This window comes from Rhizobium sp. RAF36, from assembly GCF_052114105.1.
GTDB lineage: Bacteria > Pseudomonadota > Alphaproteobacteria > Rhizobiales > Rhizobiaceae > Rhizobium.
Genome location: NZ_JBFREC010000001.1, coordinates 91,726 through 114,613, shown reverse-complemented (window position 1 = coordinate 114,613; position 22,888 = coordinate 91,726). Strand labels below are relative to the sequence as shown.

Sequence of the window (22,888 nt, the reverse complement as noted above, 5' to 3'; positions counted from 1 at the left end):
ACATGCATCTTTTCAAAAGCCTGCTGCTATCGGCTGCGATCACCGTGGCGGCCTCCGCCGCCTGCGCCGCGCCGCAGAATTTCATCTATACCGGCTCCGGCGACATCGAGGCGGCAAAATCTTTGCTGGAGCGGCCGGATATCGGCGGCGCGCAGGTGGTCTATAACTGGAAGATGCTGGAAAAGGCCAAGGGCGAATACGACTTCTCACCGATCGAGAAGGATCTGGCGATCGCCGAGAGCCTGAACAAGAAACTGTTCATCCAGGTCCAGGACCGCTTCTTCAATCCTAAGGCCCGTAACATCCCTGACTACATGCTCGAAGGCGCCGAATATGGCGGCGGTCTTGCGCCGCAGTTCGACAATCCGGGCGAGAACAAGGGCATCGGCTCCGGCTGGGTGGCGCAGCAGTGGAACGCCGCCGTGCGCGCCCGTTATCAGGCGCTGCTGACCGCGCTTGCCCAGAAATTCGACGGCCGCGTCTACGGCATCAACCTGCCTGAAACTTCGATCGACCTCGACCCGAAGAACGAGCCGAAGGATTTCACCTGCGACGCCTATTTTGCCGGCGAGATGGAAAATCTCGGCTTCGCTCGCAAGGCGTTCTCAAAGTCGATGGTCGTCCAGTACGTCAACTTCTGGCCCTGCGAATGGGAAAACGACCACAAGTACATGAGCCGCCTCTTCGACTTCGCGGCGAAGAACAATATCGGCCTCGGCGGTCCCGATATCGTGCCGAACCGCAAGGCGCAGATGAAGAACTCCTACGCGTTCTTTAACCAGTACAAGGGCAAGCTCGCCTATGTCGGCATGGCCGTGCAGGAGCCGACGCTGACCTACAAGAACCCGCAGACCAAGAAGCCCTTCACCAAGGAAGAATTCACCGCCTTCGCCGACGACTATCTCGGCGCCAGCGTCATCTTCTGGAGCACCAGAAGCCCCTGGCTCAAGAAATAGCTTTCAGCCTCGACTGCATGCCGGCGATTGCCCGGCGGAAGACATCGTGATCATCTAGGGCGCGCGACAGAACGAGCGCGCCCTGGATACCCAGCACCGCCTGCTCGGCCTCGGCCCGCGCCTCGCCGGAGTTCCGGCCAGCCCGCGTCAGCGCCCCGGCCAGCGCCCCGACCCAGCGCCTGAAATAGCTGTTGATCGCCTCGCTGAAGCGCTCTCGTGTCCCATCCAGCGCAAAGGCGCCGACCAGGCAGATGCGCCCGCCCGAGCGGAAGTAATCGTCAACGCCACGCCACATCGCCGCGATCGCCACGGCGGGCTCGTCGCGGCGCAGCGGCTCATAGATGAAGTCCTCGAACCAGCGGTCGACCTCGGCAAGCACGGCGCCCGCCATCTCCTCCTTCCCGCCAGGGAAGAAGTGGTAGAGGCTGCCCTTGCCGATCCCGGTGCGTTCGGTGATCCGGCTGAGCGTCGTGCCCTCATAGCCGAGCTCGCGAAAGATCTCGGCAAGTAGGGGAACGACATCGCGGCGTTCGTAGACGGTCTTCAGGGCATCAATCCTTCAGAGGCCAAGCTCCGACAGCCCCGGATGATCATCCGGGCGGCGGCCGAGCGGCCAATGGTATTTGCGGTCCGATTCCTTGATCGGCATGTCGTTGATGCAGGCGAAACGCCGCTGCATCAAGCCGTCGGCATCGAATTCCCAGTTCTCGTTGCCGTAGGAGCGAAACCAGTTGCCACTGTCGTCGTGCCATTCATAGGCATAGCGCACGGCAATGCGGTTTTCCCGGAACGCCCACAGCTCCTTGATCAGCCGGTAGTCCAGCTCCTTGGCCCATTTGCGTGACAGGAAGGCAACGATCTCCGGACGTCCGTTGACGAATTCGGCACGGTTTCGCCAGGCGCTGTCAGGCGTATAGGCGAGCGAAACCTTCTCGGGATTCCGGCTGTTCCAGCCGTCTTCGGCGAGGCGGACTTTCTGCAAGGCGGTTTCAAGCGTGAAGGGAGGAATAAGCGCAGTCATCGTCTTTCTCCTGTACTGATAAGGATGCATTGTACTGATCGGTACAAAAGACGCAAGCAGCAAGGTTGCGGCATTCGCGCACACTCAAGACGGTGGTGATTTTGCGAGTGTTGTCAGGGGCTCGTCGCGAGCGGCACGCACCCTCGACGTCATCCTCGGCCTTGTGCCGAGGATCCAACGCCCCCTACATCAGCCGTTGCAGATGCTCGGGACAAGCCCGAGCATGGCGGCGGCGGGTGGGGCTAGGCCTTCCTCCACGCTCGACAAGCCGCCAAGACCAGATCGCGGCCTGAGGCCGCTAAGCGTCGCTCAGCGTCCGCTTCACCGCATTCCGCCAGCCCTTGAGCTTGGCGGCGCGCGTCTTCTCATCCATATCGGGCTCGAAGCGCTTGTTGCGCTTCCACTTGGCGGAGAAGGTTTTGCGATCCGGCCAGACACCCGCCCGGCTGCCGGCCAGCCACGCAGCCCCCAGCGCGGTGGTCTCCAGGATCACCGGCCGGTCGACGGGCGCATCGAGCAGATCGGAGAGCCGCTGCATCGTCCAGTCGGAGGCGACCATGCCGCCATCGACGCGCAGCACGGTATCGTCGGTGCCGTTCTTCCAGTCCTTCTGCATCGCATCGAGAAGATCCCGCGTCTGGTAGCAGACGGCCTCGAGCGCCGCGCGGGCAAGCTCCGCCGGGCCGCTGTTGCGGGTCAGGCCGAAGATCGCGCCACGCGCCTTCGGATCCCAGTGGGGCGCCCCGAGGCCGGTGAAGGCGGGCACCAGATAGACCTCCTGCGAGGGATCGGCGCTCTCGGCCAGCTTGCCGGTTTCGCCAGCTGAATCGATGATCCCGAGACCGTCGCGCAGCCACTGCACCGCCGCTCCGGCAATGAAGATCGATCCCTCCAGTGCATAGGTCGTCTCGCCGTCCAGCCGGTAGGCGATCGTCGTCAGCAGCCGGTTCTTCGAGCGCACCATGTCGGAGCCGGTATTGAGCAGCGCGAAGCAGCCGGTGCCATAGGTGGATTTCATCATGCCGGGCTCGAAGCAGGCCTGGCCGATGGTCGCCGCCTGCTGGTCGCCGGCAACGCCGAGGATCGGGATCTCGGCGCCGAACAGCGACTTCTCGGTGATGCCGAAATCGGCGGAGCAGTCCTTCACCTCAGGCAGCATGGCAGCCGGAACGCGCAGGATCTCCAGCAGATCCCTGTCCCAGCTATTGTCGGCGATGTTGTACATCAGCGTCCGCGAGGCGTTCGTGGCGTCAGTGACGAAGCTCCTGCCGCCGGTCAGCCGCCAGATCAGGAAGGTATCGATCGTGCCGAAGCAGAGTTCGCCCTTGGCGGCACGGGCCCGCGCGCCCTTCACATTGGCCAGCATCCAGGACAGCTTGGTCCCGGAGAAATACGGATCGAGGATCAGGCCGGTCTTTTTGGTGAAGAGCTTTTCGAGGTCCTGGCGCTTGAGATTGTCGCAATAGCTGGCGGTGCGGCGGTCCTGCCAGACGATGGCGTTCTGGATCGGCTTTCCCGTTGCACGCTCCCAGACGACGACGGTTTCGCGCTGGTTGGTGATCCCGAGTGCTGCAATGTCAGTCGCATTTACCTTGGCTTCGCGCAGCGCCATCTGGATGGTCGAAACCACCGAATCCCAGATCTCTTCCGGGTCATGTTCTACCCATCCCGAGCGCGGATAGATCTGCGTGAACTCCTTCTGGCCGACGCCTGCAATCTTCATCTCGCCATCGAAAACGATTGCCCGTGTCGATGTCGTGCCCTGATCGATCGCCAGAACATACCCGCTCATGCCTGCCCCTCCCTCTAAGCTCAGCGGCTTTCAGATAGATCATTTAAGACGCAGAAACGAAAGAGAAAAGAAAGCCGATCGCAATTTTGCCTCGCCGGAAATCAGCCGCTTTACAAGCCAGGCGACGCATGCTTAAAGGGCACCAACGACAGGGGTGCTCCGTATAGCCGGGGCTGAGATGCGGCCGCATGGTCTCAAACTCTTTAGCTGATCTGGATAATACCAGCGGAGCGAGGCGAGCGATGTTTTCTGGCGCACAAATTTCCCTTTACCCGATGACCGACCGTTTCGTCGATGTCATCCTCTCGGCCCTTCCGGCACTCGACCCTTATCGAGACAAGCTCAGAATCGAGACCGACGACATCTCGACGCTGATCGTCGGCACGCCCGATGTGGTCTTTGCGGCGATGCGCGATCTCTATGTCAGCGGTTCGGCCGATGGCATCCATGCCGTGCTGCGCGCCACCATCTCCCGGGGCTGCCCCGGCGAGCCTGACGATCCGATGTGCCATACCGAAGCCCTCTCGGGTCCGGTCCTGCCGCTTGCCGAGCGCAAGGCGTCAGCGCTGGAAGCCGTTGCCTCCTCGCCGGTCACCGGCCGCCACGCGGCGGCACAGTTCTCGCTCTATGTCATGGGCACCGGCGATCACATGGAAGAGATCTACGGCTGCATCGACTTCCTGAAGAATTCGGGCGTCTTCGACCGCTCGAAGAATTTCTGCACCCGGGTCAAGGGCGATGCCGGTGCGGTCTTCGCGACGATCCACGAAGCCTTCGTCCGCTTTGGTCCGCCGAATGGCCATGTGACCATCGACCTTACCGTATCGGCCAACAGCCCTTCCGCCGTCTGATCGCTGCCTCACGTCAGGAGACTGCCGATGCTGCGGTTCATCCGATTGCCGGAACTTGCCATGCGTTCTGCGCCCGCCGTGCTGTCGGTCAGCGCGCTGCTCGCCATTTGGGAAGCCTATGCTGACCTTGCCGGTGTGCCGCCGACGACCCTGCCTGCGCCATCGCGCGTCATCACCCAGGCAGTCGTCGAACGCGCAGCGCTGCTGAACAACAGCTGGCCGACGCTGCAGGCGACGATCTCCGGCTTCGGCCTGTCGCTGGCAATCGCGTTCCTGTTCTCGGTCGCCATCGACTTTGCGCCGCGCCTGCGCGCCGCTCTGATACCGGTCTTCGTCATCAGCCAGACATTGCCGCTGGTCGCCATCGCGCCGCTGATCGTGCTCTGGTTCGGCTTCGGCCTGCTGCCGAAAATCCTGCTCGTCGCCCTCATCACCTTCTTTCCGATGCTGGTGGCCCTTGCCCGCGGCTATGCGGCAGCCGAACCGGAGATCGAGGAGCTGCTGGCCTCGATGGGCGCCTCCCGCTGGAAGCGCTTCATCGTGGCGCGGCTGCCGGCATCCCTGCCCTATTTCTTCGCCGGGCTGCGCATCTCGATCACCTATGCGGTGGTCGGCGCGATCTTTGCCGAATATGCAGGGGCTGCCCGCGGGCTCGGCATCTATATCCTCAACGCCAAGAACAATTTCCGCGCCGATCTCGTGCTTGCCGCCGTGCTCGTCAGTTCGCTGCTGACACTTATCCTGTTTTCGCTGGCCGTGCTTGTCGAATGGCTCTCCATGCCCTGGCACCGCACCAGCCGGGACGAACGCCGATGAGCGATCAGCCTCTTCTCGATATCCGCGATCTCAGCTGCCGCCTCGGCACCGTCGATGTGCTCGATGGCATTTCGCTGCAGCTTCACGCGGGCGAATTCGTCTCGATCCTCGGCCCGTCGGGCGCGGGAAAGTCCACCCTTTTCCGGATCCTGACCGGAAGCGTCGCCAAGACAGGCGGCAGTGTCTGCATGAACGGCAATGCGCTGGTCTCAGAAACCCGCCCCTTCGCCTTCATGCCGCAGCGCGATGCGCTGATGCCGTGGCGGCGGTTGCTTGCCAATGCAGCACTCGGCCTCGAAATCGCGGGGATGTCGAGACGGGACGCGAGCGCCGAAATCACGCCGCTGCTGGCCGAATTCGGCCTGGAGGGCTTCGGCCGCAGCTGGCCGCATGAACTCTCCGGCGGCATGCGCCAGCGTGTCGCCCTGCTGCGCACCGTCGTCCAGCAGCGGCCGATCCTGCTGCTCGACGAACCCTTCGGCGCGCTGGATGCGCTGACCCGCCTGAAGATGCAGCGCTTTCTCGAAGCGCTTTGCCGGCGCCGGGGGCTGTCGGTGATCCTGATCACCCATGATGTGCGCGAGGCCGTGCTGCTGTCCGACCGCATCTATGTGTTCTCCGCCCGCCCGGCCCACATCGTCCTCGAAACCAGGGTCGATCTGCCGCGCCCGCGCACCGAACCCGGCAGGCAGCAGACGGACGTCATCACAATCGAAAACCGTATCCTCGCAACGCTCTTCGAAGGAGAAGATCAGCCATGACCCTTCCGTCCATCACTCGCCGCACCGCCCTTGCCGGCATTCTGTCGCTGGCCACTGCACCGCTCACCGTTCGCGCCGCCAATCCCAAGGTTTCGGTCGCCCTCGACTGGACGCCGAACACCAATCACGTCGGCCTCTACGTGGCCCGTGACAGGAATTTCTACCGCGACGCCGGCCTCGATGTCGAAATTCTCCCCTACACGGACGCCTCGGCCGCGACCCTCGTTGCCAGCCGTGTCGCCGATTTCGGCGTTCTCGGCTCGATCGGCCTGATGACCCAGCGCGCCGCCGGCGCCGATCTCATCGGCACCTTCGCCATCGTCCAGAAGGAAACCGGCCGCGTCGTCTTCAAGGCGGATCGCAGCGACATCCAGACGCCGAAGGATCTGGACGGCAAGACCTATGGCGGCTTCGGCAGCGCCTGGGAAAACGCCCTGCTCGGCTCGATGATCAAGAACGCCGGCGGTAAGGGCGAGTTCGAGACCGTGACGCTCGGCACCTCCGCCTACCAGGCGCTCGATAACGGCGCCGTCGATTTCACCCTCGAAGTCTATACCTGGGAGGGCGTTCAGGCCGAGCTGGAGAACAAGGCCCAGCGCGCCTTCGTCTATGCCGATTACGGCGTGCCCGACGAACACACGGCCATTCTGGGCAGCAGCAACGCCTACCTTGCAGAAAAGCCGGAGCTTGCCCGTGCCTTCATGCAGGCAACGCGCCGCGGCTACGAATTCGCCGCCGACCACCCGGATGAAGCCGCCGATATCCTGATCAAGGGATCGGACGGTGCGCTCACCAACCCCGAGCTGGTCAGGGCCTCGCTCAAAACGCTTGCGGCGGACGACTACCTGCGCACCGCCCCCGGCCAGGCCGGAACCATCGATCCCGCCAAGATGACGGCAATCGGCGACTATCTCTTCGACGCCGGCATTCTGAAGGATGCCGATGGCAAGGTGCTGACCGCCCGTCCGGATTTTGCCGCCGCCTTCACCACCACGCTTCTCGCCGCAAGCTGAGAACGCCATTCGGCGATTGTCAGCCGCAAGGCTTTGCGCATAACCTTGGTCCGACCCGGACCAAGGAGAAGCGCTTATGAAAAGAACCGTCGTCGTCACCGGCTCCACCAGCGGCATCGGCCTGGCGATCGCCACCGCCTTTGCCGGCAAGGGCGACAACGTCGTCATCAACGGCTTCGGAAAAGCCGAGGAAATCAAGGCGATCACCGAGCGGCTTGAATCACTTTCGGAGGCACGCGCCCTCTACCATCCGGCCGACATGACCAAGCCCGCCGAGATCGCCGACCTGATCGAAACGGCGGCAAAGACCTTCGGCACCGTCGATGTGCTCGTCAACAATGCCGGTATCCAGCATGTCGAGAAGATCGAGGATTTCCCCATCGACAAGTGGGACCAGATCATCGCCATCAACCTGTCGAGTTCCTTCCACACGATGCGCGCGGCCATTCCGCACATGAAGGCGAAGAAGCATGGCCGCATCATCAACATCGCCTCGGCCCACGGCCTCGTCGCCTCGCCGTTCAAATCCGCCTACGTGGCGGCGAAACATGGTATATTAGGATTAACGAAGACGGCCGCCCTGGAACTTGCTGAGTCGGGCGTCACGGTGAACGCCATCTGCCCCGGCTATGTGCTGACGCCGCTGGTCGAAAAGCAGATCCCGGATACGGCCAAGGCCCGCGGCATGACCGAGGAGCAGGTGAAGACCGAAGTGATCCTCAAGGCCCAGCCGACGCACGAATTCGTCAAGGCCGAAGAGATCGGCGCGCTGGCGCTCTATCTCGCCAGTGACGATGCCCGGCAGGTGACGGGCACGCACATCTCGATTGACGGGGGCTGGACTGCGGCATAACCATTAGAAAAACAAGAATAAGGAACATCATGAGCGACAGCATCCGCTTCATCCTCAATGGCGAGGACATCACGCTCAGAGATGTCCGCCCGACCGAGACTCTGCTCGATTTTCTGCGGTTGAAGCGCCGGTTGACCGGCACGAAGGAAGGATGCGCGGAAGGCGATTGCGGCGCCTGTACGGTGCTGGTCGGCCGTCTCGTCGATGGCAAGCTCGCCTATGAATCCGTCAATGCCTGCATCCGCTTCATGGGTTCGCTGAACGGCACCCATGTCGTCACCGTCGAGCATCTGGCGGCCAAGGATGGCACATTGCATCCGGTGCAGCAGGCGATGGTCGATTACCATGGCTCGCAATGCGGCTTCTGCACGCCGGGCTTCATCATGTCGCTCTATGGTCTGTGGCTCTCCAACGACAAGCCCGGCCGCCCGCAGATCGAAAAGGCGCTGCAGGGCAATCTCTGTCGATGCACGGGCTACGAGCCGATCGTCAAGGCAGCCGAAGCCATCGCCAGGGCGCGCCCGAGCACGCTGTTCGACCCTCTGGAAAAGACCCGCTCCGATATCGTCGCCCGCCTCTGGGCGATGCAGCCGCGCGAGACCATCACCGTCACCTCCGATGACGGCAGGCTGATGATCCCCGGTTCGGTCGAGGCGCTGGCCCGTATTCTGGCGGAAGAAAAATCCGCCACCATCGTCTCCGGCTCCACCGATGTCGGGCTCTGGGTGACGAAGCAGATGCGGGCGCTGAATCCCGTCGTCTTCATCAATCACCTGAGCGAATTGCAGACGATCAAGGTCACCGACGGCGGCGTCACCTTCGGGGCCGGCGTCACCTATACCAAGGCCTTCGAAGTGCTGGCGAAGAAGGTGCCGGCGCTTGCCGCCCTGATCAACCGCATCGGCGGCGAGCAAGTGCGCAACATGGGCACCATCGGCGGCAACATCGCCAACGGCTCGCCGATCGGCGACAGCCCGCCGCCTTTGATCGCCCTCGGCGCCACGCTGAAACTGCGCTCCGCCGCCGGCACCCGCATGCTCCGGCTCGAGGACTATTTCATCGCCTATGGCAAGCAGGACCGCAAACCCGGCGAATTCGTCGAAAGCGTCTTCGTGCCCTACCCAGCCGAAGGCAGCCATTTCGCCGTCTACAAAGTCACCAAGCGCCGCGACGAGGACATTACCGCCACCCTCGGCGCCTTCTACCTGACGCTCGACGACGCCGGCGACGTCAACGACATCCGCATCGCCTTCGGCGGCATGGCCGCGACCCCGAAACGCGCCCGCACCGTCGAATCCGACCTGATGGGCAAGCCCTGGACAGAAGCAACCATCGACGCCGCCCGCCCCACCTTCGACGCCGACTTCCAGCCGCTGACCGACTGGCGCGCCACCGCCGAATACCGGCAGCTGGCGGCGAAGAACTTGCTGATGCGGTTTTATCTGGAGACTGTGGGAACGCCGGTGGAGCTCAAGCGGTTCGAGGGGGTGGCGTGATGCAAACGGCCGTGACCTTGCCCCTCGCTGAGTTGCCGACGATGAGCACTGCGCTCTCCTCCCCTCCCTCATTCCTGTGCTTGTCACAGGAATCCAGTGCGCCCAAGTCCTTGGGCGCGGGAGACCCCTGCCATCGCGAAAAGTCATTCACGGCGCAGATGCGCCGTGGCTGGATTCCTGTGACAAGCACAGGAATGAGGATGGAATTGAGGGCAGCCTCCAAAACTAGGGCGGAGCATCCCCATGGATAAATCCACCTTCGAAAACCCAAAGGCCATGATTTCCGGCCCGATGCACGGCTCGCTGCGCCATGATTCAGCGCATAAGCACGTCACCGGAAGTGCCGATTATATCGACGATATTCCGGAACCAGCGGGCCTGTTGCACGGCGCGCTGGGCACCTCCGACCGCGCCCATGCCGATATCCTCAGCATGGATCTCTCGGATGTCCGCCGCCACCCCGGTGTCATCCTCGTCTTCACCGGCAAGGACGTGCCGGGGGTCAACGACGTCTCCTCGAACGGCAGCCATGACGAGCCGCTGCTTGCCGAAACCAAGGTCGAATTCCACGGCCAGCCGATCTTTGCCGTCATCGCCGAAACCCGGGAAGCCGCCCGCCACGCCGCCCGCAAGGCGAAGATCGAGTATCGCGACCTGCCGCATTGGAGCGATATCGACGGCGCGCTGGAAAACGGCAGCCCTCTCGTCATCACCCCGATGACGCTGAGGCGCGGTGAAGCCAAGAGCGAGATGGACAATGCTAAGCACCGGCTGCGCGGTCAGATGCGCATCGGCGGCCAGGAGCATTTCTATCTCGAGGGACATATCGCCATGGCGATCCCCGGCGAGGATGACGAGGTCACCGTCTGGTCCTCGACGCAGCATCCGAGCGAGATCCAGCATATCGTCGGCCATGTGCTCGACATTCCGTCCAACGCCGTCACCGTCAACGTGCGCCGCATGGGCGGCGGCTTCGGCGGCAAGGAAACCCAGGGCAACCAGTTTGCAGCACTCGCCGCCATCGCCGCCAAGAAACTGAAGCGCGCCGTGAAATTTCGCCCGGACCGCGACGAGGACATGACCGCGACCGGCAAACGCCACGATTTCCTCGTCGATTACGAGCTCGGCTTCGACGACGAAGGCCGCATCCACGCGGTCGATGCCACCTATGCGGCACGCTGCGGCTTCTCGTCCGATCTCTCCGGCCCGGTCACCGACCGCGCGCTGTTCCACGCCGATTCCAGCTATTTCTACCCGCATGTGCATCTGCAGTCGAAGCCGCTGAAGACCCATACCGTCTCCAACACCGCCTTCCGCGGTTTCGGCGGCCCGCAGGGCATGCTCGGCGCCGAGCGCTTCATCGAAGAGATCGCCTACGCCACCGGCAAGGACCCGCTGGAGGTTCGCAAGCTGAACTTCTACGGCCAGCCCGGCTCCGGCCGCACGACGACCCCCTATCACCAGGAGGTCGAGGACAGCATCGTCCTGCGCATCGTCGAGGAACTCGAGGAAAGCGCCGATTACCAGGCCCGCCGCAACGCCATCATCGCCTTCAACCGCGACAGCCGCTACATCCGCAAGGGCATTGCGCTGACGCCGGTGAAATTCGGCATCTCCTTCACCATGACCGCCTTCAATCAGGCGGGCGCCCTCGTCAATATCTATCAGGACGGCTCGATCCACCTGAACCATGGCGGCACCGAGATGGGCCAGGGCCTCTATACCAAGGTGGCACAGGTCTTGGCCGACAGTTTTCAGGTCGATATCGATCGGGTGAAGATTACGGCGACGACCACGGGCAAGGTGCCGAACACCTCGGCAACGGCAGCCTCCTCGGGTTCCGACCTCAACGGCATGGCCGCCTATGACGCCGCCCGGCAGCTGAAGGAACGCCTCGTCGCCTTCGCGGCGGAAAAATGGAGCGTCGATCCGGCGGACGTCCTGTTCCTGCCGAACCGCGTGCGCGTCGGTGAGACCGAAATTCCCTTCCCCGATTTCATCAAGCAGGCCTATTTCGCCCGTGTCCAGCTTTCGGCGGCTGGCTTTTACAAGACCCCGAAAATCCACTGGGACCGCGCCGCCGGCCGCGGCACGCCCTTCTATTATTTCGCCTATGGCGCCGCCTGCACCGAGGTTACGATCGACACGCTGACCGGCGAATACCTCATCGACCGCACCGATATTCTCCACGATGTCGGCCGCTCGCTGAACCCGGCGATCGATATCGGCCAGGTCGAGGGCGCCTTCGTTCAGGGCATGGGCTGGCTGACGACCGAAGAGCTCTGGTGGGATGCCAAGGGCCGGCTGCGCACTCACGCCCCCTCCACCTACAAGATCCCGCTCGCCTCCGACCGCCCGAAGGTCTTCAACGTCAAGCTGGCGGAGTGGTCGGAAAACAAGGAAGCGACGATCGGCCGCTCGAAGGCCGTCGGCGAGCCGCCGTTCATGCTGGCGATCTCGGTGCTGGAAGCGCTGTCGATGGCGGTTGCCAGTGTCGCGGATTACAGGGTCTGCCCGCGGCTCGATGCGCCTGCCACGCCGGAGCGTGTGCTGATGGCGGTCGAGCGGATGAAGATGGTGTGAGGGTCGGCGGGGTGGCGTTCGTGGCTTACCCCCCTCTGCCCTGCCGGGCATCTCCCCCTCAAGGGGGGAGAGCAGCTGGAGGCATCCGCTCGCACCATAATGATCCTTCGACGTCAGTTGTTTGGGGAAACCGGCGCCCCCAGCCAATCTCCCCCCTTGAGGGGGAGATGTCCGGCAGGACAGAGGGGGGTGCCCCACCCACAAACCTCCCGGTCACAAAACAATGACCATCTTCAAGGACTTCCTCCTCACCCACCCCGCCACCATTCTCATCGAAATCACCGGAACCCAGGGCTCCACCCCGCGCGAAACCGGCACCTTCATGCTGGTCTCCCCCACCGCTATCTGGGCCACGATCGGGGGCGGTCAGTTCGAATATCTGGCGATCGAAAACGCCCGCAGCCTGCTCCAAAACAGCGGCAAGGAAACCATGGACATCCCGCTCGGCCCGGAGATCGGCCAATGCTGTGGCGGGCGCACGCAGCTGCGCTTCCGCAGGGTGACCACCGATATCCTGGAGGAGCTGGAAACCAAGCGCGTCGACGAAGCCGAACACCGGCCGGCCGCCTATCTGTTTGGCGCCGGCCATGTCGGCCGGGCGCTGGCCGCCGCCCTCGCGCCGCTGCCGCTGGCAGTGACGGTCATCGAAACCCGCAAGGAAGAACTGGAAAACCTGCCCACGGAAACCCGGACCCTTCTGATGCCGATGCCCGAGGCGCTGATCGCCAAGGTCCCGGCAGGCTCGGCCATCGTCATCCTGACGCATGACCATGCCCTCGATTTTCTCATCGCCCGCGAGGCGCTGGCAAGAACCGACCTCGCCTACACAGGCATGATTGGCTCGGCCACCAAGCGCGCTACGTTTTCGAGCTGGCTGGCGCGCGAGGGCGGCGAAAGGCGCTGGCTCGAGCGTCTGACATTGCCGATCGGCGGCTCCGCCGTCCGGGACAAGCGCCCGGAAGTGATCGCCGCCATGACCGCCGCCGAGATTCTGGCAGCGTTGGCTGTTTATGGCCAGCGCTCGAAATGATCGCGCGGTTCCCGGCCATCCAGGAACCCCAGATCGCGCCTGACCCGGTCGGGCATAGTGTCGGGGTCGAGCCGCGAGGAGTATACGAACGTGCGATAGACCCATGCCCGAAGACGCGAGACAAGCGCTTTAACCGGCAGCTCGTGGTGCAGTTCATTGCGTTCGATCGTTGAGTCTTTCATGACAGTCACCTTCATTGACTTGACGGTATGACTTGCAGTCTGCGCCTGAAAATGCTGCAATTCCAATCGAACAAACATGCGAATGCATAAAGAGAACTTATCCATGAAGCTCTCCAGGCAATTCCCGCTGAATGCGCTGCGCGTCTTCGAGGCCGTGGCGCGGCATGGCAGTTTCACGAAGGCGGGCGAAGAGCTCGGCATGACCCAGACGGCGGTGAGCTATCAGGTGAAATTGCTGGAAGAGAATATCGGCGAGCCGCTGTTCCTGCGCCGCCCGCGGCAGATCAGCCTGACCGAAACCGGGGAAAGGCTGGCGCCGCAGGTGACGGAAGCCTTCGAGACGCTGCAGCTCGCCATGGCCGAGGCGCGCGGCGAGACCGAAGTGACGCTACAGATCACGTGCCTCGCAACCTTCGCCTCACAATGGCTGGCCCGGAGGCTCGGCCTCTTCCAGCTCGCCCATCCCAATATCGCCGTGCGCATGAACACCTCGGACACGCTGGTCGATCTCGGCCGCGAGGCCTTCGATATCGGCATCCGCTCCGGCACCGGCGAGTGGCCGGGCCTGCGCGCCGAAAAGCTGATGGATGTCTATTTCACCCCGATGCTGAGCCCGGCGCTCGCCGAAACCATCGGCGGCATCCATGAACCCGCCGATCTCCTGAAGCTACGAATCTTCGATACGACCGACCCCTGGTGGCACCAGTGGCTGGAAGCGGCAGGCGTCCCGGCATCGAACCTCAAGCCGCGGGCGAACAGCTATTACGGCGCGCAGGCCTTCGAGGCCTCCGCCGCTGTCGCCGGCCAGGGCGTCGCCATCCTGACCCCGGATTTCTACCCGGACGAGCTCGCCAGCGGCAAGCTGATCCGCCCCTTCGACCTGGAATGCACAGATGGCCGCGGCTACTGGCTGGCCTATCCCGAAAACCGCCGCAACGTCCCGAAGATCAAGGCTTTCAGAAACTGGATCCTGAACGAGATGCACGGCACCGAGGCACCCCCTCAATAGCCCATTTCGGGCGCATAAAAGCAGCGCGGCGTATCCTCGTTGGGAAACAGGCAGAGGTGATAATCGCCATCGCCGGAATGCATCGCCTTGGTCAGCGGCAGCAGGAAAACGTGATAGCGCGTCACCAGCCTGTGGTCGCCCGGCACCAGCGTCACCCGGTAGCCGTTGGGTGTCACCTTGACGCTTTTCGACGGGATCATCTGGCAATCCCCGGTCTCGCTGTCGCCGTTGCAGCAGAAGGGATCATAAGCCCATCCGGACGCCGCATCATGCGCCAGAGCGCCGGGCGCAAAGGCAATCAATACGCATGCCAGTAAGCTTCGCATGGGCACATCTCCAGATGAATGCCCCACCGGATATGCGCTCTCGCAGCAATGCGGCGGCCCTCAAATGAAGGTGTAACGAAGCCGTCACATTTCAAGACGGCCGTGCGGTCCCATCAGTGCATCGAGACCGTCCAGGCCGATGACATCAGCCGATCCGCGAAAGATCAGCCGCGGCTTGCCAAATATTTCCACCCCGTCCTTGTGGACGATCAGCCCCTCGCCATCCCGGCAGGCGACGATCCGGTTGGTGATCGTCTCGCTGTAGCGCAGCAGCGCCGGAAGGAAGCGTTCATCCTCGTTCAGATGCGGGAAATACTCGAAGGGCACGAGGTCGAGTGCCTCGCCATCGGTGATATCCTCTGGCTGCTGGCCCAGGAAAAAGGCATCGACGGCGATTGTCGGCGTCATCAGGATGGCTCCGGCGCTGGTGCCGATCAGGATGCCATCGTCGTGCGTCCAGGTCCGCAGCCGCTCGAGCACATTGGCTTTGCGCAAGCGGTGCAGGAAATGCCCGGTATGGCCGCCGGAGAGGTGGATGGCGTTGCAGGAAAACAGCCGCTCGAGATCGTCAGACACGATGTCGTCGAGATCGATGAACGGATCAAGCTTCAGCCCATATTCCGCATAGTAGGCCACTTTCTCGTTGAAGAAATGGCGGTCGGGATCGGGGCCGGAGGAGACATAGCCGATATGGTCGCCGCGCTGGCGCACGATCTCTGCCAGCCGCCTGTCCATCGGCGCATTCTCGGCAATCACCTGGTCGCTGTAGAGCGCAAGGATCATCGGCCCTCTCCTTCAGAACTGCCCCGCAACTATCGGCGATCCGGCACGCGATGGGAAGCCAACTTCCCCCTTCCCTCGCGCATCAACATTCTGCAATGTGACGAGTCGGAGGAAGACAGGGGAACAGCATGTATGAATACGCCATAGCGTGGGAATGGTTCGCCTTTGCAGCGCGCTGGTTTCACGTCATCACCGCGATTGCATGGATCGGCTCGTCCTTCTATTTCATCGCCCTCGACCTCGGCCTGGTGAAGCGGCCACATCTGCCGGTCGGCGCCTATGGCGAGGAATGGCAGGTCCATGGCGGCGGCTTTTATCACATCCAGAAATACCTGGTGGCGCCGGCACAGATGCCGGAGCATCTGACCTGGTTCAAATACGAGAGCTATTTCACCTGGCTCTCCGGCTTCCTGATGCTCTGTATCGTCTATTATGGCGGTGCCGATCTCTTCCTCATCGACCGCCATGTGCTGGATATCAGCCCGATGACGGCGATCCTGATTTCACTGGCCTCACTTGCCGGCGGCTGGCTGGTCTATGACCTGCTCTGCAAATCGCCGCTCGGCCGCAATACCTGGGGCCTGATGATCGTGCTCTATGCGGTGCTGGTGTTCATGGCATGGGGCTACACCCAGCTCTTCACCGGCCGCGCCGCCTTCCTGCATCTCGGTGCCTTCACCGCGACCATCATGTCGGCCAATGTCTTCATGATCATCATCCCAAACCAGAAGATCGTCGTCGCCGACCTGATCGCCGGGCGCACGCCCGATCCGAAATACGGACAGATCGCCAAGCAGCGCTCGCTGCACAACAACTACCTGACGCTGCCCGTCATCTTCTTCATGCTGTCGAACCATTATCCGCTGGCCTTCGGCACCGCCTTCAACTGGGTGATCGCCGCCCTCGTCTTCCTGATGGGCGTCACCATCCGCCACTGGTTCAACACCACGCATGCCAGAAAGGGTCGCCCGACCTGGACATGGATCGCAACAGTCATCCTGTTCATCCTGATCATGTGGCTCTCGACCGTGCCGAAGGTGCTGACCGGTGAAAAGGATGCCGATGCGGCGGCTGTCGCCCCTGCCTTCCAGCAGTTCGCCGGCGATCCCCACTTCCCTGCGGTCAAGCAGCTGGTCGGCACCCGCTGTTCCATGTGCCATGCGGCAGAGCCCGTCTATGAAGGAGTCGTGCGGCCACCGAAGAACGTCATGCTGGAAAACGACGCGGAAATTGCCGCCCACGCCCGGGAAATCTATATACAGGCAGGCCGCAGCCATGCGATGCCGCCCGGCAATGTCACAGAGATCACCGCCGACGAGCGCAAGCTGCTCGTCGCCTGGTTCGAAAGCGCAGTCGAAGGCAAACAGGAATGACAGTGAAACTTCTGCGCGGGCGCCTGCTCTCGTTCAAGCGCGCCCCGCAAGGCCTGAGCGATCAGGAAAGCTACAGCTATGAGACCGATGGCGGCCTTCTGATCGAAGGCGGCAAGATCATCGCTGCGGGCAGCTATGCCGATGTGAAGGCAAAGGCGCCTGACGATGCCGAGGAAATCGATCACCGCCCGCATCTCATCATGCCCGGCTTCATCGACACCCATCTGCATTTCCCGCAGATGCAGGTCATCGCTTCCTATGCCGCCAACCTCTTGGAATGGCTGAATACCTATACCTTCCCGGAGGAATGCCGCTTCGTCGAAACCGCCCATGCGCAAAAGATCGCCACGCATTTCTACGACGAGCTGATCCGCCACGGTACGACGACCGCCGTCGCCTATTGCTCCGTCCACAAGACCTCCGCCGACGCCTTCTTTGCCGAGGCCATGAAGCGCGGCATGTGCATGGTCGGTGGCAAGGTGATGATGGACCGCAACGCCCCGCAGGGCCTGCTCGATACGCCCGAAATGGGGTATGACGAAACCCGCGCCGTCATCGCCGAATGGCACGGCAAGGGCCGCAACCATGTTGCCATCACCCCGCGCTTCGCCATCACCTCGACGCCGCAGCAAATGGAAGCAGCAGCGGCGCTCGCCCGTGAATTCCCGGACCTGCATATCCAGACGCATCTTTCCGAGAATCACGACGAGATCCGCTACACCTGTGAGCTCTACCCTGAGGCGATCGACTACACGGATATCTACGCGCGCTACGGCCTGCTCGGAAGAAAGACGCTCTTCGGCCACTGCATCCATCTCTCGGATCGCGAAGCCGATGCGATGAGCGAGGCCGGATCGATCGCTGTCCACTGCCCGACATCGAACCTGTTCCTCGGATCCGGCCTCTTCCCGCTGAAGGCCCTGTCGCGCCGCGAAAAGCCCGTCCGCATCGGCGTCGCCACCGATATCGGCGGCGGCTCCAGCTATTCGATGCTGCGGACGATGGACGAGGCCTACAAGATCCAGCAGCTGCTCGGTGAACGCTTGAACCCGCTGGACAGCTATTACCATATGACATTGGGTAATGCCGGAGCCCTGTCGCTCGCAGACAGCATCGGCACGCTGGAGACCGGCACCGATGCCGATATCGTCGTCCTCAATGCCGCCGCGACACCGGCCATGGCGCTGAAGATGGACGTGGTCAAAACGCTGGTGGAAGAACTCTTCCTGCTGCAGACGATGGGCGACGACCGGTCGATCGTCGAGACATATGTCGCCGGCAACGCGATGAAGGCAGTGCTTTGAGATAGGGACTCAAAATCGGGGGAAGCATGAGCGAGACGCAACGCAGGTTGACGACCATCTTCTCCGCCGATGTGCAGGATTATACGCGCCTGATGGGCCTTGACGAAGAAGGCACGCTGGCGACGCTGAAGCGCTACCGCGAGGCCATGTCCGGTCTGATCGCATCGCATGGCGGCCGCGTCGTCAATACCTGGGGCGACGGCCTGATCGCCGAATTCCCGAGCGTCGTCGAGGCCGTCCGGGCTGCCGTCGATGTGCAGACCGAGCTCGCAGGCTTCAACAGCGCCAAACCTGCGAGCGAACAGATGCTCTTCCGCATCGGCATCAATCTCGGCGACATCATCGTCGAAGGTGCCGATATCTACGGCGACGGCGTCAACATCGCCGCCCGCCTGCAGGCCTCGGCACCGGCAGGCGGCATCGTCATCTCCAACACCGTCTATGACCAGGTCCGCAACAAGGTGCCTGTTGGTTTCGATTTCCTCGGCCCGCTTAGCGTCAAGAATGTCTCCGAAGCGATACCGAGCTACGCCATCCGCATCGGCGAGAGTCATCCAGCCCAAGCTGCCGCGCAAGCCGCAGCCTCCGGAGCACCGGCCGCCTCCCCCGCCCGCCCGGATCAGCGGTCAACGGCTTCGCCATCACGCGCCCGCAAGCTGCTCGGCATCTTCGCCATCGCCGCGGCTTTTTTCGCCCTGATCAACGCGCTCACCTGGGAGGGAAATCTCTGGGCCGTCTGGCCGATCCTCGTGCTCGCTTTCGCCGCCGTCATGACCATCGCCCGCCTGCAAAACCGCGTCGACCAGCAGCTCGCCGGTCTCGCCATCATCGGCCTCGGCCTGATCGCCATCAACCTGCTCTCCTGGAGCGGCACATTCTGGGCCATCTGGCCGCTGATGGCTTTCGCCGCCGTCGGCGCCATCCGCTGGGTGATGCGCGGCTGAAAGGGGCGGCCAAGGCCGCCCCGCCAAAGCTTCACACGGTCGGCACCGTTCCGCCATCGATGGTGAACTCGGCGCCATGAATCGACGCCGCCCGATCGGACGCCAGGAAGGCAACGAGCTCGGCAACTTCCTCGGGATAGGCTGGGCGGCCGGCCGGAATACCGCCGAGCGCATCCATGATGCTCTGTTTCGCCGCCTCTGTATCGATGCCGTTCGCTTTCGAAATGCGCGAGACCAGCGCATCGGATGCCTCCGTCAGGATCCAGCCCGGCGCCACCGATGTCACCCGCACGCCCTTCGGACCCAGCTCCTTGGAGAGCGCCTTGCTGTAATTGCTGAGCGCCGCCTTTGCCGCCGCATAGGCAATCGTCGCCTCGTGCAGCGGAAGCCGCCGCTGGATGGACGATATGTGGATCACCACACCCGTTCGCCGCTCGATCATCTGCGGCACGAGCAGCCGGTCGAGACGAACGGCAGGCATCAGGTTGAGAGCCAGCTCGTTTTGCCAATGTTCCTCCGTCAAGGCAGCAAAACCGCCGCCGGGTGCTGCCGATCCGCCGAGCGTATGAACGAGAATGTCGATCCCGCCGGATTTTTCGAGCGCAGCACGCGCCAGTATCTCGACGCCTTCCGGTGTCGAGAGATCGGCGGGCACGAAGAGCGTCGCAGACGTGCCCGCCTCCGGCACCGAACGGGCACTGGTGATGGTCTCAGCGCCCGCCGCTGCAAACCTGCGCAGGATCGCGGCACCGGCCCCCTTCGTACCGCCGGTCACCAGCACACGCTTGCCGGAAAACTCCGCGGGAAGGATCGGAAATGTCTGAGCTATGGTCATATCAGTCCTCTTGTGTTGGAGGACGGGGCGCCGCCGTCCAAAACAATCGCGTTGCTTGAAGGCGAAGATGGCTTTAGACTTTCGAGATGACAAGTACGCACGAAAAAGTAGGGTACTTACCTGAAAGTAAGTCCACCGATGACCTGACCCCATCGACCGCCGCCGAGGGTGTCGAGAATGTGCTGCGCATGCTCGAAGGGCGCTGGAAGCTCGTCATCCTCTTCCATCTCTTCGGTGGCAATGTGCTGCGCTTCTCCGATCTGGAACGCGCGATCCCGGCGATCTCGCAAAAGATGCTGATCCAGCAGCTGCGCCAGATGGAAGCCAATGGCATCGTCAAGCGGATCGTCCACCATCAGGTGCCGCCGAAGGTGGAATATTGCCTCACCGACTGGGGCCAATCGCTCTGCCCGGCGCTCGACGCGCTATTGACATGGGCCGCCGCCAAGCCTGCCGGATAGTCCGGAAACCCTGCCCTAAGCATATGTTTCTGCTGGCAGAGGGACGTGAATATGCTACCTCTCGGAAGCTTTCCGGAGGATGCCGATATCATGTCAAAGCCGCTGACGATTGCCGATCTGAAGACGCTGGCCCGGCGCCGCGTCCCGAAGATGTTCTTCGACTATGCCGACTCCGGCGCCTGGACGGAGACCACCTACCGCGCCAACGAGAGCGACTTCGCCAAGATCAAGCTTCGCCAGCGCGTGCTGGTCGACATGACCAATAGGTCGCTCGAAACCGAGATGATTGGCCAGAAGGTCTCGATGCCCGTGGCGCTGGCGCCGACGGGCATGACCGGCATGCAGCATGCCGATGGCGAGATGCTGGCGGCGCGCGCAGCGGAAGAATTCGGCGTGCCCTTCACGCTCTCCACCATGAGCATCTGCTCGATCGAGGATGTCGCCTCGGTGACGACGAAACCGTTCTGGTTCCAGCTTTACGTCATGCGCGACAAGGATTTCGTGCTCGACCTGATCAACCGTGCGAAGGCGGCAAAGTGCTCGGCGCTGGTGCTGACGGCCGACCTGCAGATCCTCGGCCAGCGCCACAAGGATCTGCGCAACGGCCTCTCCGCCCCGCCCAAATTTACCCCGAAACATATCTGGCAAATGGCAACGCGTCCGCTCTGGTGCCTTGACATGCTGCAAACCAAACGCCGCACCTTCGGCAACATCATCGGTCACGCGAAGAACGTCACCGATCTCTCCTCGATCTCGATCTGGACGCACGAGCAGTTCGACCCCAGGCTCTCCTGGACCGATGTCGCCTGGATCAAGGAGAAATGGGGCGGCCCACTGATCATCAAGGGCATCAACGACGTGGAAGACGCCAGGCTCGCCGCCGAAACCGGTGCCGACGCCATCATCGTCTCCAACCACGGCGGCCGCCAACTGGACGGCGCCCCATCCTCGATCAGCATGCTGCCTGCGATCGCAGACGCTGTCGGCCACAAGATCGAAATCCACCTCGACGGCGGCATCCGCTCCGGCCAGGACGTGCTGAAAGCCATGGCCCTCGGCGCCAAAGGCACCTATATCGGCCGCCCCTTCCTCTACGGCCTCGGCGCCATGGGCAAGGACGGCGTGACACTGGCCCTGGAGATCCTCCGCAAGGAGCTTGATATGACCATGGCGCTATGCGGAAAGCGAGACATCAAGGATGTGGGTGCGTCGGTGATTGCCGGTCCGCAATAAAGCCGGTCCCTCGCATCACCGTTCCAAGCCGGATCACAAATCTTCGTGCAATCATGCGTTGTTAATTCTCAAAGATTCTTTTTTAGCGCCATCTTGAAAGCACCAAAGCGGTGCTTTATGTTAAACCCATGGTATCCGCGACGAGGACATTACCGCAATCCATGCTGCGCTACAGGTTGGCGCCAGGGCATGATGCGCGTGCCGCAATCGACGAAACGGTAGCTGCCTACGAGCACATGGCCGGGATACTGGCCGATCTTCTGTCGGGAAAGGCCGGAGCCAATCTCGTTGTGCTGCATGATCTCGCCTATGAAACGGTAAGAGAACAGACCGGCCTGCCTGCACGGCTGGTGACGCTCGGGCTGCGGGATTTCGCATCTGGGCGCCTGGAACGGGGCATCACACGGCTACCTCTGGATGAAAAACTCTTCGCGATCAAAGGCCCCGCAGATCTGACGCTTGCGACCGTCAGAGGCCGTGTTGCCGTCCCCTTCGATGTCGCCGGCTATTCGCCGGGATGGGACAATATCTTCCCCGCCTATCTGGCCGTCACGGGCGGCCGGTATGAAATTCACATCGGCGTCACGCCGAATTCCCCACGGATGGAGGAAAACATGAATGAGGGTGTTCTTTCACGCATGGGCCGTCTGATTGCCGGCATTGCCAATGCCGCCATCGACAAGGCCGAAGGCGCTAACAAACTGGCGATCATCGAGCAGGCGATCCGCGAGATCGACGCCGCCGCCGACGAGGCGCGGACCGATCTCGGCAAGGCACGCGCCGAGGAATATCGGATCACCAGCCGCCGCACCGAGATTACCGATGACATGACCGCGCTGGATGGCAAGATCCGTCTTGCGGTATCGTCGGGACGCGAGGATCTGGCAAAGGCCGGGGTTGCGCGACAGATTGACCTTGAGGCCCAGATCGCCGCGCTTGACAAGGCGCTGACCGATGCCCGAGAGCATGTTGACGAGGGCCATAAGGCTCTGCAGGCCGTTCTTGCTACCCGAAGGGAAGCGGAGGCACGCCTTTCCGATTACAAGCGCAGCCTCGCGCAGCACGCACCTGCCGAGGTCTCGCCCGGCATCACCCGCGCCCAGCCCGGCGCCACCGCCGCAAAGGCAGCCGCCGCCGTATCGCGCATGACCGGCGTGCCCTCGGGCGAAGTCGCAAGCAGCGCCGAACTCGATGAGCTGGACCGCCTCCACCGCGAGCAGGCGATCGAGGCCAGGTTGGCGCGCTTCAAGGCCGGCGGCCAATAAG

23 protein-coding genes are annotated in these 22,888 nt (G+C 62.7%); 16 read left to right on the top strand and 7 right to left on the bottom strand.

The window, feature by feature from the left end; translation table 11 throughout:
• Positions 1-2 precede the first annotated feature (2 nt).
• Positions 3-956, top strand: a complete 954-nt coding sequence (locus tag AB4Z25_RS00610; protein WP_112537933.1) for a hypothetical protein — start codon at positions 3-5, stop codon at positions 954-956.
• Here the strand turns inward: AB4Z25_RS00610 and AB4Z25_RS00605 are convergent.
• From AB4Z25_RS00605 to glpK, 3 genes are all read right to left on the bottom strand, one after another.
• On the bottom strand, positions 946-1,503 hold the full coding sequence (locus tag AB4Z25_RS00605; protein ID WP_112537934.1) for a TetR/AcrR family transcriptional regulator: 558 nt from the start codon (positions 1,501-1,503) through the stop codon (positions 946-948). The genes AB4Z25_RS00610 and AB4Z25_RS00605 overlap by 11 nt on opposite strands.
• 12 nt (positions 1,504-1,515) lie before the next feature.
• Positions 1,516-1,977 carry a nuclear transport factor 2 family protein gene (locus AB4Z25_RS00600; RefSeq protein WP_112537935.1) on the bottom strand — a complete coding sequence of 154 codons (462 nt, stop codon included), beginning with the start codon at positions 1,975-1,977 and terminating at the stop codon, positions 1,516-1,518.
• Between the two features lie 298 nt (positions 1,978-2,275).
• Entirely contained in the window at positions 2,276-3,769 is a 1,494-nt protein-coding gene (gene glpK / locus AB4Z25_RS00595) for a glycerol kinase GlpK (protein WP_112537936.1), read from the bottom strand.
• A 242-nt stretch (positions 3,770-4,011) separates the two neighbouring features.
• Between glpK and AB4Z25_RS00590 the strand changes: the two genes are divergently transcribed.
• The 8 genes from AB4Z25_RS00590 (at position 4,012) to xdhC (ending at position 13,172) form a co-directional block, all read left to right on the top strand.
• Positions 4,012-4,620, top strand: a complete 609-nt coding sequence (locus tag AB4Z25_RS00590) for a YkoF family thiamine/hydroxymethylpyrimidine-binding protein (protein ID WP_112537937.1) — start codon at positions 4,012-4,014, stop codon at positions 4,618-4,620.
• Positions 4,621-4,647: 27 nt separating this feature from the next.
• A complete protein-coding gene (locus AB4Z25_RS00585) occupies positions 4,648-5,436 on the top strand; it encodes an ABC transporter permease (RefSeq protein ID WP_112537938.1) in 789 nt (262 codons plus the stop codon).
• Positions 5,433-6,197 (top strand): ABC transporter ATP-binding protein, encoded by a 765-nt coding sequence (locus AB4Z25_RS00580; RefSeq protein WP_442207802.1) that lies wholly within the window; start codon positions 5,433-5,435, stop codon positions 6,195-6,197. The genes AB4Z25_RS00585 and AB4Z25_RS00580 overlap by 4 nt, the downstream gene beginning before the upstream one ends.
• The gene (locus AB4Z25_RS00575) at positions 6,194-7,210 is read left to right on the top strand and encodes an ABC transporter substrate-binding protein (RefSeq protein WP_442207801.1); all 1,017 of its coding nucleotides are present in this window, start codon (positions 6,194-6,196) and stop codon (positions 7,208-7,210) included. Before AB4Z25_RS00580 ends, AB4Z25_RS00575 begins: the two co-directional genes overlap by 4 nt.
• 76 nt (positions 7,211-7,286) lie before the next feature.
• Positions 7,287-8,063, top strand: a complete 777-nt coding sequence (locus AB4Z25_RS00570) for a 3-hydroxybutyrate dehydrogenase (protein WP_112537941.1) — start codon at positions 7,287-7,289, stop codon at positions 8,061-8,063.
• 29 nt (positions 8,064-8,092) lie between these two features.
• A complete protein-coding gene (xdhA, locus tag AB4Z25_RS00565; RefSeq protein WP_442207800.1) occupies positions 8,093-9,559 on the top strand; it encodes a xanthine dehydrogenase small subunit in 1,467 nt (488 codons plus the stop codon).
• A 243-nt stretch (positions 9,560-9,802) separates the two neighbouring features.
• Positions 9,803-12,142: a xanthine dehydrogenase molybdopterin binding subunit gene (gene xdhB, locus AB4Z25_RS00560; RefSeq protein ID WP_112537944.1), complete on the top strand. Its 2,340-nt coding sequence runs from the start codon at positions 9,803-9,805 to the stop codon at positions 12,140-12,142.
• Positions 12,143-12,365: 223 nt separating this feature from the next.
• A complete protein-coding gene (gene xdhC / locus AB4Z25_RS00555) occupies positions 12,366-13,172 on the top strand; it encodes a xanthine dehydrogenase accessory protein XdhC (protein ID WP_112537946.1) in 807 nt (268 codons plus the stop codon).
• On the opposite strand, the gene AB4Z25_RS00550 is transcribed toward xdhC, so the two are convergent.
• Positions 13,151-13,459 carry a hypothetical protein gene (locus AB4Z25_RS00550; protein WP_112537947.1) on the bottom strand — a complete coding sequence of 103 codons (309 nt, stop codon included), beginning with the start codon at positions 13,457-13,459 and terminating at the stop codon, positions 13,151-13,153. The genes xdhC and AB4Z25_RS00550 overlap by 22 nt on opposite strands.
• Here AB4Z25_RS00550 and AB4Z25_RS00545 point away from each other — a divergent pair.
• Positions 13,458-14,363 carry a LysR substrate-binding domain-containing protein gene (locus AB4Z25_RS00545; protein ID WP_112537948.1) on the top strand — a complete coding sequence of 302 codons (906 nt, stop codon included), beginning with the start codon at positions 13,458-13,460 and terminating at the stop codon, positions 14,361-14,363. The genes AB4Z25_RS00550 and AB4Z25_RS00545 overlap by 2 nt on opposite strands.
• Here AB4Z25_RS00545 and AB4Z25_RS00540 read toward each other — a convergent pair.
• Both AB4Z25_RS00540 and AB4Z25_RS00535 read right to left on the bottom strand, forming a co-directional pair.
• The gene (locus AB4Z25_RS00540; RefSeq protein ID WP_112537949.1) at positions 14,357-14,689 is read right to left on the bottom strand and encodes a hypothetical protein; all 333 of its coding nucleotides are present in this window, start codon (positions 14,687-14,689) and stop codon (positions 14,357-14,359) included. The two genes, AB4Z25_RS00545 and AB4Z25_RS00540, sit on opposite strands and share 7 nt — an antisense overlap.
• A gap of 84 nt (positions 14,690-14,773) precedes the next feature.
• Positions 14,774-15,472 (bottom strand): Type 1 glutamine amidotransferase-like domain-containing protein, encoded by a 699-nt coding sequence (locus AB4Z25_RS00535; RefSeq protein ID WP_112537950.1) that lies wholly within the window; start codon positions 15,470-15,472, stop codon positions 14,774-14,776.
• A 128-nt stretch (positions 15,473-15,600) separates the two neighbouring features.
• On the opposite strand from AB4Z25_RS00535, the gene puuD reads away from it, so the two are divergent.
• Genes puuD through AB4Z25_RS00520 form a run of 3 tightly spaced genes read left to right on the top strand, consistent with a single transcriptional unit; the run spans position 15,601 to position 19,093 of the window.
• Positions 15,601-16,845, top strand: coding sequence for a urate hydroxylase PuuD (puuD, locus tag AB4Z25_RS00530; protein ID WP_112537951.1), 1,245 nt, complete (start codon positions 15,601-15,603; stop codon positions 16,843-16,845).
• Positions 16,842-18,149 (top strand): guanine deaminase, encoded by a 1,308-nt coding sequence (gene guaD / locus AB4Z25_RS00525; RefSeq protein ID WP_112537952.1) that lies wholly within the window; start codon positions 16,842-16,844, stop codon positions 18,147-18,149. Before puuD ends, guaD begins: the two co-directional genes overlap by 4 nt.
• 26 nt (positions 18,150-18,175) lie before the next feature.
• Entirely contained in the window at positions 18,176-19,093 is a 918-nt protein-coding gene (locus AB4Z25_RS00520) for an adenylate/guanylate cyclase domain-containing protein (RefSeq protein WP_112537953.1), read from the top strand.
• Positions 19,094-19,124: 31 nt separating this feature from the next.
• Here the strand turns inward: AB4Z25_RS00520 and AB4Z25_RS00515 are convergent, their stop codons facing one another.
• Entirely contained in the window at positions 19,125-19,928 is an 804-nt protein-coding gene (locus AB4Z25_RS00515; protein WP_112537954.1) for an SDR family oxidoreductase, read from the bottom strand.
• 86 nt (positions 19,929-20,014) lie between these two features.
• Here AB4Z25_RS00515 and AB4Z25_RS00510 point away from each other — a divergent pair, with 86 nt between their 5' ends.
• The 3 genes from AB4Z25_RS00510 to AB4Z25_RS00500 all read left to right on the top strand — a co-directional run bounded on the left by AB4Z25_RS00510 (position 20,015) and on the right by AB4Z25_RS00500 (position 22,887).
• Positions 20,015-20,389 carry a winged helix-turn-helix transcriptional regulator gene (locus AB4Z25_RS00510; protein WP_112537955.1) on the top strand — a complete coding sequence of 125 codons (375 nt, stop codon included), beginning with the start codon at positions 20,015-20,017 and terminating at the stop codon, positions 20,387-20,389.
• Positions 20,390-20,479: 90 nt separating this feature from the next.
• On the top strand, positions 20,480-21,622 hold the full coding sequence (locus AB4Z25_RS00505; protein ID WP_112538021.1) for an alpha-hydroxy acid oxidase: 1,143 nt from the start codon (positions 20,480-20,482) through the stop codon (positions 21,620-21,622).
• A 110-nt stretch (positions 21,623-21,732) separates the two neighbouring features.
• Positions 21,733-22,887, top strand: a complete 1,155-nt coding sequence (locus AB4Z25_RS00500) for a PspA/IM30 family protein (RefSeq protein ID WP_442207799.1) — start codon at positions 21,733-21,735, stop codon at positions 22,885-22,887.
• The last annotated feature ends 1 nt before the right edge of the window (position 22,888 follow it).

What these genes read in the sequence shown, in the direction of transcription:
- AB4Z25_RS00520 (WP_112537953.1), top strand. Translation starts at nt 18,176, where the DNA reads ATGAGCGAGACGCAACGCAGGTTGACGACCATCTTCTCCGCCGATGTG.
- AB4Z25_RS00570 (WP_112537941.1), top strand. Translation starts at nt 7,287, where the DNA reads ATGAAAAGAACCGTCGTCGTCACCGGCTCCACCAGCGGCATCGGCCTG.
- puuD (WP_112537951.1), top strand. Translation starts at nt 15,601, where the DNA reads ATGTATGAATACGCCATAGCGTGGGAATGGTTCGCCTTTGCAGCGCGC.
- AB4Z25_RS00600 (WP_112537935.1), bottom strand. Translation starts at nt 1,977, where the DNA reads ATGACTGCGCTTATTCCTCCCTTCACGCTTGAAACCGCCTTGCAGAAA.
- AB4Z25_RS00590 (WP_112537937.1), top strand. Translation starts at nt 4,012, where the DNA reads ATGTTTTCTGGCGCACAAATTTCCCTTTACCCGATGACCGACCGTTTC.
- AB4Z25_RS00515 (WP_112537954.1), bottom strand. Translation starts at nt 19,928, where the DNA reads ATGACCATAGCTCAGACATTTCCGATCCTTCCCGCGGAGTTTTCCGGC.
- AB4Z25_RS00540 (WP_112537949.1), bottom strand. Translation starts at nt 14,689, where the DNA reads ATGCGAAGCTTACTGGCATGCGTATTGATTGCCTTTGCGCCCGGCGCT.
- guaD (WP_112537952.1), top strand. Translation starts at nt 16,842, where the DNA reads ATGACAGTGAAACTTCTGCGCGGGCGCCTGCTCTCGTTCAAGCGCGCC.
- AB4Z25_RS00550 (WP_112537947.1), bottom strand. Translation starts at nt 13,459, where the DNA reads ATGGATAAGTTCTCTTTATGCATTCGCATGTTTGTTCGATTGGAATTG.
- AB4Z25_RS00610 (WP_112537933.1), top strand. Translation starts at nt 3, where the DNA reads ATGCATCTTTTCAAAAGCCTGCTGCTATCGGCTGCGATCACCGTGGCG.
- glpK (WP_112537936.1), bottom strand. Translation starts at nt 3,769, where the DNA reads ATGAGCGGGTATGTTCTGGCGATCGATCAGGGCACGACATCGACACGG.
- AB4Z25_RS00505 (WP_112538021.1), top strand. Translation starts at nt 20,480, where the DNA reads ATGTCAAAGCCGCTGACGATTGCCGATCTGAAGACGCTGGCCCGGCGC.
- AB4Z25_RS00545 (WP_112537948.1), top strand. Translation starts at nt 13,458, where the DNA reads ATGAAGCTCTCCAGGCAATTCCCGCTGAATGCGCTGCGCGTCTTCGAG.
- xdhC (WP_112537946.1), top strand. Translation starts at nt 12,366, where the DNA reads ATGACCATCTTCAAGGACTTCCTCCTCACCCACCCCGCCACCATTCTC.
- AB4Z25_RS00575 (WP_442207801.1), top strand. Translation starts at nt 6,194, where the DNA reads ATGACCCTTCCGTCCATCACTCGCCGCACCGCCCTTGCCGGCATTCTG.
- AB4Z25_RS00510 (WP_112537955.1), top strand. Translation starts at nt 20,015, where the DNA reads ATGACAAGTACGCACGAAAAAGTAGGGTACTTACCTGAAAGTAAGTCC.
- xdhA (WP_442207800.1), top strand. Translation starts at nt 8,093, where the DNA reads ATGAGCGACAGCATCCGCTTCATCCTCAATGGCGAGGACATCACGCTC.
- AB4Z25_RS00535 (WP_112537950.1), bottom strand. Translation starts at nt 15,472, where the DNA reads ATGATCCTTGCGCTCTACAGCGACCAGGTGATTGCCGAGAATGCGCCG.
- xdhB (WP_112537944.1), top strand. Translation starts at nt 9,803, where the DNA reads ATGGATAAATCCACCTTCGAAAACCCAAAGGCCATGATTTCCGGCCCG.
- AB4Z25_RS00580 (WP_442207802.1), top strand. Translation starts at nt 5,433, where the DNA reads ATGAGCGATCAGCCTCTTCTCGATATCCGCGATCTCAGCTGCCGCCTC.
- AB4Z25_RS00585 (WP_112537938.1), top strand. Translation starts at nt 4,648, where the DNA reads ATGCTGCGGTTCATCCGATTGCCGGAACTTGCCATGCGTTCTGCGCCC.